The sequence below is a fragment of the Brucella sp. genome, from assembly GCF_032066345.1.
GTDB lineage: Bacteria > Pseudomonadota > Alphaproteobacteria > Rhizobiales > Rhizobiaceae > Brucella > Brucella pseudogrignonensis.
Genome location: NZ_DAMBKZ010000022.1, coordinates 66,857 through 76,080, shown reverse-complemented (window position 1 = coordinate 76,080; position 9,224 = coordinate 66,857). Strand labels below are relative to the sequence as shown.

The window sequence follows — 9,224 nt, the reverse complement described above, 5'->3', positions numbered from 1 at the left end:
CGCAGATAGTCGGCGCGCAAATCCTTGTTGCGTCGCTCGGCTTCCGGGATGGAAATAACTTCAAGATCGTCGCGCTCGGCAAGGCGGCTGCGGATTTGCAGACCAGTTGTGCCGTGTTCGCCGTCGATGAAGATTTTCGGTTTCATGCGCTTTGCCTTTAGATTTCAGAAAGTTACATCAGTATTCGGAATCGATTTTTCAGCTGCTTGAATCAGTTTCTGAGCTTTATCTATCGTCGTCGTGCTTTTTGTTCAGCCAGCAATCCAAGATAATACATTGCGATTGTGGCACCTGCGATTGCCGTTATATCAGCATGATCATAAGCCGGTGCAACCTCAACAACGTCCGCACCCACAAAATCAAGCGAAGTGAGCTTACGAAGCACGGAAAGCATTTTCGCAGACGAAGGGCCACCGGCAACAGGTGTGCCTGTTCCTGGCGCAAAGGCTGGGTCGAGGCAATCAATGTCGAAAGTCAGATAGGTCTTCTTGCCAGCGGTGCGCTTGAGAATTTCGTCAGCAATTGCCTGCGCCGACATATCCTCGACTTCGTGACCATAAATGATCTTGATGCCGCAATCTTCCGGCGCGTGTGTGCGAATACCGACCTGGATCGAATGTTTGGGATCGATAATCCCGTCACGAACGGCACGCGCGACGAAAGAGCCGTGATCGATGCGTTTGCCATCGTCGAACCACGTATCCTGATGTGCGTCAAACTGAACGAGCGCCAGTGGGCCATATTTTGCAGCATGGGCTTTAAGCAGGGGCCACGTCACGAAATGATCGCCGCCAAGCGTTAGCAAAAATGCATCTGATTTGAGGATTTTTGCGGCTTCACGCTCGATAGTAGCTGGCGTCTTATAGTGATTGCCATAATCAAGCAGGCAATCACCGTAGTCGATGACAGCAAGGTCTTCGAACAGATCGCGCTCGAATGGATATTGCGGATCATTGTCGAAAATTGCCGATGCACGCCGAATGGCCTGCGGACCAAACCGTGCGCCCGGACGATTAGAGACCGCTGCATCGAACGGAATACCCCAGACCACGGCTTCAGCACCTTTCAGCGATTTACTGTAAAGACGCCGCATAAACGACAGCACACCCGCATGGGTGGGGTCGGTGGCAGCACTTGTCAGGCTGCGAGCGGTGAAAGCATGGTCAATCGTCTTAGAGGGCATGGCCGGCTCCCGGATGGTGTCTCAACTCTCATAGCGCTTCACGAAGCAAAATGGGAGATTGCTTTATGCGGTTTTAAAGCATGTCGCGGAAAAGTGGGAACCGGTTTTCCGATAACGATATGCTTAAAATCAAAAAAGATGGGGCGATCATAATGATTACGATTAAGTGCGACGCCCTCTATCTTCAAACCCGTAAGCACGTTCTACACGCGCAATGCGAACGCAATAAGTTTCATACCACTGCCGACGGCCAAGCTTTTGCGCCACGAGATGATCAACGTCGCGCTTCCACGCGCGGATGCTGTCTTCATCGATCCAGAAAGAATTGGTGATGCCGAAACCTTCTGCATCGCGCGCACTCTCAACGCCAATATAGCCGGGCTGCTTTGCAGCAAGCTCCGCCATGCGGTCGGCCATTTCACCATAGCCATCATCATCGCCCATGCGTTGCGACGAAAACGAAACAACGAAGTAGGGCGGTTGGGGTGTATGAGCGAAGCGTTGCGACGGCATTTATTGTTTCCAGCTTTACAATTCGGCGATCAATAACAAAAAAGCGGACCCGAAGGCCCGCTTTTCTATAATTCCAAAGCGATAAATATGAATGCTTCGAGAACTGGCCTGAAGCGTATTAACGCTTCGAGAACTGGAACGAACGGCGAGCCTTGGCCTTACCGTACTTCTTACGTTCAACAACGCGGCTATCGCGGGTAAGGAAGCCACCCTTCTTGAGAACCGTGCGAAGGCCTGGTTCGTAGTAGGTGAGTGCCTTGGAGATGCCGTGACGAACAGCACCGGCCTGACCGGAAAGACCGCCGCCAACAACAGTTGCGACAACGTCGAACTGACCAGCGCGGTTCGAAGCAACGATTGGCTGCTGCAGGATCATCTGCAGAACCGGACGTGCGAAGTACGCAGCGAATTCTTTGCCGTTGACTGTGATCTTGCCAGAACCTGGCTTGACCCAAACGCGAGCAATCGCGTCTTTACGCTTGCCGGTCGCATAAGCGCGGCCCTGAGCGTCGATCTTCTGAACGTGAACCGGAGCGGCCTGTTCAGCGGCTACGCTGCCGAGTTCTTCGAGCGAGTTGAGCTGCTCAGCCATGATTATGCATTCCCTTTGTTCTTGCGGTTCAGCGCTGCTACGTCCAGAACTTCTGGCTGCTGAGCTTCATGCTGATGTTCTGCACCTGCGTAAACGCGCAGGTTCTTCATCTGGCGACGGCCAAGAGGACCGCGTGGGATCATGCGCTCGATAGCCTTTTCAAGAACGCGTTCCGGGAAACGGCCTTCGAGAATCTGGCGAGCAGTACGTTCCTTGATGCCACCTGGATGGCCAGTGTGCCAGTAGTAAACCTTGTCGGTGTACTTCTTGCCGGTCAGAACAACCTTGTCTGCATTGATGATGATGACATTGTCGCCATCGTCAACGTGCGGGGTGAAGGTTGCTTTGTGCTTACCGCGCAGGCGATTGGCGACGAGGGATGCGAGACGACCGACGACGAGACCTTCTGCGTCGATCAGAATCCACTTCTTCACCACTTCGGCTGGCTTCTGAGAAAAAGTTGCCATTGAAGTCTTCCTTGACTTAATCCCCGATCTTGCGATCCGGGCTTTTCTTGTTGCTTGTGTTGGTCGTACCAATCGTGACGACGGCCAACCGTAAGAACGTATAAAAGCGGGCTTCCATACGTGCTGGGCGGGTCGATACACAAACTCTGACGGGCCGTCAAGCGCTGTTTTTACCGCAATCTTTTAAAATATCAATAAAAACAAAGACTTATGATATTGGTATTATAATACCGTATCTTTTTATCGTGGTGGAATGGAATAAGTCGCGGTTGCGTGTGCAATAAGCTCACCTGTTGTGGCGCTTGTAAGACTTATATCCAAAACGGCCAAACGCTTTCCGAGCTTGAGAATCCGTGCCACGGCTTCGACTATGCCCGGATCGGCTTTGCGGAGAAAATTGATATTGAGGTTGGTCGTGACTGCCAGCGCTACAGGCCCGATATGACCTAAAATCGCCGCATAAGCCGCCACATCAGCCAGAGCAAAGAGAGAAGGGCCGGATACAGTGCCGCCCGGGCGTAAATGTTGTTCGTCAGCATGAAGATGCATGATCGCAGCACCTTCACTGACCGAGACGATCTTAAAGCTTTCACCAAGCTGCGGAAATTCGCGCTCCATGAAGGTTTGCAAATCTTCAATGCTCATGATGGGACTCAAGCCGGTATGGTGTGCAGTGCTGATGTTCATCTTCTCTCCCTTGCAATAAGAAATAGGGGGAGTACGGCCGGTCTTGCAAGCCTGTGTTTCTGTATGCTTACAATAAAAGCCGGAATGGCATTGGAGGAACGTTATGCAGATGTCTTCAGATAACGAGATTCGCAATATTCTGCAGTCCGTCAAAACGATTGCTTTGCTTGGTGCTTCGCCAAAACCGGAGCGGCCGAGCACGGTGTCATGAAGTTTCTGTTGGATCGTGGCTATCACGTCACTCCCGTTAATCCGGGGCAGGTGGGAAAGACCATCCACGGGCAGCAAGTCGTAGCCGAGCTTGCCGACATCAACGAGCCGATTGATATGGTGGACGTGTTTCGCGCGTCCTATTCACTTCCCGGTATTGTGGATGAAATTCTCGCCCTAAAACATCGTCCGGCCGTTCTTTGGACACAGCTTGATGTGGTGAATGAAGAGGCTGCAAAAAAGGCTGCAGAAGCTGGCTTGAAGGTCGTGATGGATCGGTGTCCAGCTATCGAGTACCCGCGTCTGATTGGTTGACCGTAAACCACGGAATTAATTTCTTTAATTGTATCGCTGGGAGCAAATTCCTCCTTTGCTTTCTCTCACGCAAAGCCTAACGTCCGGTCACATTATTTGGCATAGGCTGTCAGGAGGAACTCATGTCTAAGCGCTCACCAGGGATCGAAACACTCGCAGTGCACGCAGGTGCGAAGCCTGACCCAACTACGGGCGCGCGGGCCACACCGATCTATCAGACCACATCCTTCGTGTTTAACGATGCAGATCATGCCGCATCTCTGTTTGGCCTGCAGGCTTTTGGCAATATCTATACGCGCATCACAAACCCAACCACAGCCGTTCTGGAAGAGCGCATTGCGGCACTTGAAGGTGGTACGGCGGCTGTTGCTACGGCTTCCGGTCATGCTGCACAGCTGCTTGTTTTCCATACACTGCTGCAGCCGGGTGATAATTTCATCGCAGCGCGCCAGCTTTACGGCGGTTCGATCAACCAGTTCGGTCAGTCGTTCAAATCTTTCGGCTGGCAGGTTCGTTGGGCTGATGCGACCAACCCGACCGATTTCGCAAAGCAGATCGATAGCAAGACACGCGCAATCTTCATTGAAAGCTTTGCCAATCCGGGTGGAATCGTCGTCGATATCGAAGCGATTGCCGAAATTGCACACAAGCATGGTCTGCCACTGATCGTCGATAACACGCTGGCATCGCCTTATCTGTTGCGCCCGATTGAGCACGGCGCGGATATCGTCGTGCATTCGCTGACCAAATTCATCGGCGGTCATGGCAATTCGATGGGGGGCATTCTGGTTGACGCTGGCACATTTGATTGGGCCAAGTCCGGCAATTATCCGCTTCTGACTGAACCGCGCCCAGACTATGCAGGGCTCGAATTGCACAAGACCTTTGGCAATATCTCGTTTGCCATTGCGGCGCGCGTACTCGGTCTGCGCGATTTTGGCCCAGCCATTTCACCGTTCAATGCGTTCCAGATCCTGACAGGCGTTGAAACATTGCCACTGCGTATGCAGCGCCACGCGGATAACGCATTGAAGGTTGCGTCTTGGCTGCATGGGCATGAAAAAGTGTCCTGGGTGAATTATGCGGGACTTCCGCATGACAAATATCATGCGCTGCAGCAGAAATATTCTCCGAAGGGCGCTGGCTCGGTTTTCACCTTCGGTCTGAAGAGCGGTTATGAAGCGGGCGTCAAGTTTGTTGATAGCCTTGAGCTGTTCTCGCTTCTGGCCAATATCGGTGACACGCGTTCGCTGGTCATTCACCCGGCATCAACAACGCATCGTCAGCTGACTGACGAACAGAAGGTTGCTGCGGGCGCAGGCCCTGATGTTGTTCGTCTGTCCATTGGCATTGAAGACGCCGATGACATTATCGCTGATATCGAGCAGGCACTCGCCAAGGTTTGATGCGATGAGCCGATTCCTCAGCTTTGATATCTATGGTGTGGAACCAGAAGAAAGCGCTCCTTTGCCGGAGCGCGTTCTTTCGGGCAATCCGCGGTTTCTTACGTGGAATTTCGAGGAAAGTACCGACGGCAAGCTGTTCGCAGGCATATGGGAGAGCTCACCCGGAAAATGGCGCGTAGAATATGACGAATGGGAGTTTTGTCATATTCTGGCAGGCCACGCGGTTCTGACGGAAGAGGGTGGTGAAGCACGCACGCTTAAAGCAGGCGATAGTTTTGTTATTCAACCGGGTTTCAAAGGTACCTGGGACGCTATTGAAACTACGCGCAAAGAATATGTAATCCGGCTTTGAAAGTACCGCTTGATTGTCTGAAACTGAAAGGCCCGGTCGATTGACCGGGCCTATCTTTTTAAGCGCCGTATGGCACCCAAATGTTTTTGACCTGAACAGCTCTGCGCAAGTAATCGCGACCTTGTGCTTCGCTGGTATTGTTCCAGTTAGGCGTGCGGCCATTGCTGACCCATGTGGCCTTGAGATTTCCGGCAGAAGCCTTTTCAACCATCGCGCTGCCTTCGTTAGAACCGAAGTACCAAAGGGCTGCCACTTCATCATGTTCAGCCAATGTCTTGGCCAAGACATCACGCTCGCCGGTGACAATGTTGATTACACCACCCGGCACATCCGAAGTGTCGAGCACCTGATAGAAATCGCCAGCAATTAGTGGATGACGGCTTGATGGCACGACAACTGCGCGATTACCCATCGCAATGGTAGGCAAAACGAGAGAAACAAGCGATAAAAGCGGAGCTTCATCCGGGCAGACAATGCCCACCACACCCCATGGTTCGTTCATGGCGAGCGTCACATGACGCGACTTGGTTGAATGTACCGCGCCGTCGAATTTGTCGGCCTGTGCCGCGTAATAGAAAATGCGACGCAGGGATGCTTCGACTTCTTCGGTAGCTTTCTTTTCGCTGACACCAGTGCTCTCAACGATGCGAGCCACAAATTCGTCGCGGCGTGCATCGAGGTTTTCGCCCAGATAATAAAGCACCTGTGCCCGGTTATGGGCGGTGGCGCTGCCCCAGCTTGATGCTTTGGCTGCCGCCTCAACCGCATTGCGGATATCTTTGCGGTTGCCAATGCCAGCCTGACCGATAACTGCGCCGCCTTTGCCTGTAACCGAATAGCTATAACCACCATCAGGACGAGCCTGCTTGCCGCCAATATAGTTCTTCATCGTACGGTCAATGCCATCGATGACGATCTTGTCTTCACCTGATGGCGCCGCAGACGGTACAAAGCTTTCGACAGCCTTTGGAGAAGTCAGCGTCATTTCCCAATCGGCTGCAAGATACTCGTAAAGGCCTTCGCGTGCGCCTTCACGGCCGTATCCGCTTTCGCGATAGCCACCAAAGCCTGCGCCTGCATCCAGCATATTGGTGCAGTTGATCCAGACAACACCGGCCTTCACGCGAGCTGCGAGATCAAGCGCAACATTGATGTTCTCTGACCAGATGGATGCGGCAAGGCCGTAACGCGTATTGTTGGCGAGTACCACAGCCTCATCTGGAGTGCGGAATGTTGTGGCGGCGGCGATTGGTCCGAAGATTTCCACCTGGCAGACCGTTGCCGCCTGATCGACCTCAGTGAAAAAACCAGGCGCAATGTAATTACCCTTGGCAGGCAGCGGATTTGGTGTCTGCCAGAGTTGGCCACCTTCCTCGATACCTTTCCGGATCAGATCGGATATGCGTTTCACTTGAGTAGGCGAGACAATGGCACCAACATCGGTAGATTTGTCGAGCGGATCACCGACGCGCAGGCTTTCAAGCCGCTTTTTCAGCTTGGTATAGAAGCGATCGGCAATACCTTCCTGCACCAGAAGGCGTGAACCCGCGCAGCAGACTTCGCCTTGATTAAACCAGATGGCGTCGACGACACCTTCAACAGCGGCATCGAGATCAGCATCTTCAAATACGATGAAGGGCGATTTGCCACCAAGCTCCAGCGAGAGCTTCTTGCCGGAACCTGCAATCTGTTCGCGGATGATGCGGCCCACTTGTGTCGAGCCGGTGAAAGCAACCTTGTCGACGCCGTCATGACCGCAGACGCTCGCACCCGTGGTGCCATCGCCCTGCACGATATTGACTACACCGGCAGGCAGGCCAACTTCGTGGCAGATTTCTGTAAAGGCAATAGCGGTCAGTGGTGTGAGATCAGCAGGCTTCAACACAACTGTATTGCCAGCAGCCAAGGCCGGTGCGATCTTCCACGCCAGCATCAACAATGGGAAGTTCCAAGGGATCACCTGACCACAAACGCCAACCGGCGAGAAGCCCTTGAACTCATCTTCAACCATTTCCGCCCAACCGGCATGATGGTAGAAATGACGAACTGCCAGCGGAATATCAATGTCGCGGGTTTCACGCAGCGGTTTGCCATTATCCATGGTTTCCAGAACCGAGAGGAAGCGTTCGCGCTTCTGGATATGGCGGGCGATTGCATAAAGATATTTTGCACGTTCATGGCCGGATAGCTTTGACCACTTGCCAAATGCACCACGCGCAGCTTTCACAGCCTGATCGACGTCTTCCTGCGTTCCAAGCGTGATCTCCGCAAGCTTGTCACCATTGGCAGGATTGGCCACGGCAATGGTTTTGCGGCCTTCCGGTTTGACGAAAGCGCCGTTGATATAATGACCGAAAGAATGGCCATGCTGTTCCAGCCACTGCTTCACATCGCCGTTGGCTTCAGGGGAAGGTCCATATTCCATGGTCTTCAGAATATCCTTGATGGGTCGCATTTTATGTTCCTTACGAGCATTTCCAGCAAAACTGCGTGAGCGTTTGCGTAGGAGAATGCGAAATGCCAAGTTTAAGCAGCGGCGTGACGATTGGCGCTCGAATAGCGTCCGGTCACGAAGTGCTCTAATTGTCGTTCAATATCGCCGAGCATTGATGATGCGCCGATGCGGAAAAGGTCGGGTTCAAGCCAGCGATTGCCGAGTTCTTCTTTCATGAGTGTGAGCCAAGCGAGCGCGTCCTTGGCGGTCTTGAGACCACCGGCAGGCTTGAACCCGACGATCTGCCCGGATAACTCGCCGTAATCCCGCAGTGCCCGCACCATGGTAAGGCTGACGGGCAGCGTCGCGTTGACATCTTCCTTGCCGGTTGAGGTCTTGATGAAATCAGAACCCGCCTGCATCGCAACCATCGAAGCGCGATAAACATTGGTGAGCGTGTTGAGATCACCGGTTGCGAGAATGGCCTTCATATGGGCATCGCCGCAGGCTTCGCGCATGGCGGCAATTTCGTCATAAAGCGCGGACCAGTTTTGTGTCAGCACATGCTCGCGGGTAATGACGATGTCGATTTCGTGCGCACCTTGCTCAACCGCATAAGTGATTTCTGCAAGGCGCAATGGCAAAGGTGTCAGGCCCGCCGGAAAACCTGTTGCCACAGAGGCTACGGGAATGCCGGAGCCCTCAAGTGCTTTGACTGCATGGGATACCATGGTCGGATAAACGCAGACTGCGCCGGTGGTTATGCCTGCATCAAGCAGGCCGAGGGCTTCAAGAATGTCATCGCGCACGGGGCGGCGCGCTTTGGCACAAAGCCTGCGCACGCGTCCGGCAGTATCATCACCGGCGAGCGTCGTCAGGTCGATGCACTGGATTGCACGAATAAGCCATGCTGCCTGATATTCTTTCTTGATCGAACGTCGCGCTGGCAACGTTGCAGCGCGACGTTCCGAGGCGCTGCGGTTCACGACAACATCTTCAAACCATTCAGGCTTGAGCGGCGTGCCATTATTGCGGGGAAGGGTTTCGGTCATTGTATTGTCCGTC

General features: G+C 53.3%; 9 protein-coding genes and 2 pseudogenes. 3 read left to right on the top strand and 8 right to left on the bottom strand.

Annotation, left to right across the window (positions count from 1 at the left end):
- From RT142_RS20730 to RT142_RS20705, 6 genes and pseudogenes are all read right to left on the bottom strand, one after another.
- A pseudogene (locus tag RT142_RS20730) lies at positions 1-146 on the bottom strand (N-acetyl-gamma-glutamyl-phosphate reductase); the annotation flags it as partial.
- An 83-nt stretch (positions 147-229) separates the two neighbouring features.
- The gene (gene speB / locus RT142_RS20725) at positions 230-1,183 is read right to left on the bottom strand and encodes an agmatinase (protein ID WP_112804956.1); all 954 of its coding nucleotides are present in this window, start codon (positions 1,181-1,183) and stop codon (positions 230-232) included.
- A gap of 162 nt (positions 1,184-1,345) precedes the next feature.
- Positions 1,346-1,696: an antibiotic biosynthesis monooxygenase family protein gene (locus tag RT142_RS20720; protein ID WP_112804954.1), complete on the bottom strand. Its 351-nt coding sequence runs from the start codon at positions 1,694-1,696 to the stop codon at positions 1,346-1,348.
- A gap of 118 nt (positions 1,697-1,814) precedes the next feature.
- Entirely contained in the window at positions 1,815-2,288 is a 474-nt protein-coding gene (gene rpsI / locus RT142_RS20715; protein ID WP_064320455.1) for a 30S ribosomal protein S9, read from the bottom strand.
- A 2-nt stretch (positions 2,289-2,290) separates the two neighbouring features.
- Positions 2,291-2,755, bottom strand: coding sequence for a 50S ribosomal protein L13 (rplM, locus tag RT142_RS20710; RefSeq protein WP_007874511.1), 465 nt, complete (start codon positions 2,753-2,755; stop codon positions 2,291-2,293).
- 240 nt (positions 2,756-2,995) lie between these two features.
- Positions 2,996-3,442: a PaaI family thioesterase gene (locus RT142_RS20705; RefSeq protein ID WP_112804952.1), complete on the bottom strand. Its 447-nt coding sequence runs from the start codon at positions 3,440-3,442 to the stop codon at positions 2,996-2,998.
- A gap of 103 nt (positions 3,443-3,545) precedes the next feature.
- On the opposite strand from RT142_RS20705, the pseudogene RT142_RS20700 reads away from it, so the two are divergent.
- The 3 genes and pseudogenes from RT142_RS20700 to RT142_RS20690 all read left to right on the top strand — a co-directional run bounded on the left by RT142_RS20700 (position 3,546) and on the right by RT142_RS20690 (position 5,725).
- A pseudogene (locus tag RT142_RS20700) lies at positions 3,546-3,967 on the top strand (CoA-binding protein).
- A 122-nt stretch (positions 3,968-4,089) separates the two neighbouring features.
- Positions 4,090-5,373 carry an O-acetylhomoserine aminocarboxypropyltransferase gene (locus RT142_RS20695; protein WP_313031183.1) on the top strand — a complete coding sequence of 428 codons (1,284 nt, stop codon included), beginning with the start codon at positions 4,090-4,092 and terminating at the stop codon, positions 5,371-5,373.
- Positions 5,374-5,377: 4 nt separating this feature from the next.
- Positions 5,378-5,725: a cupin domain-containing protein gene (locus RT142_RS20690; RefSeq protein WP_313031182.1), complete on the top strand. Its 348-nt coding sequence runs from the start codon at positions 5,378-5,380 to the stop codon at positions 5,723-5,725.
- 58 nt (positions 5,726-5,783) lie between these two features.
- Here RT142_RS20690 and RT142_RS20685 read toward each other — a convergent pair whose 3' ends face one another.
- Positions 5,784-8,180 carry an aldehyde dehydrogenase family protein gene (locus tag RT142_RS20685; RefSeq protein WP_313031179.1) on the bottom strand — a complete coding sequence of 799 codons (2,397 nt, stop codon included), beginning with the start codon at positions 8,178-8,180 and terminating at the stop codon, positions 5,784-5,786.
- A gap of 71 nt (positions 8,181-8,251) precedes the next feature.
- A complete protein-coding gene (gene deoC / locus RT142_RS20680) occupies positions 8,252-9,211 on the bottom strand; it encodes a deoxyribose-phosphate aldolase (RefSeq protein WP_313031176.1) in 960 nt (319 codons plus the stop codon).
- Positions 9,212-9,224: the final 13 nt, after the last annotated feature.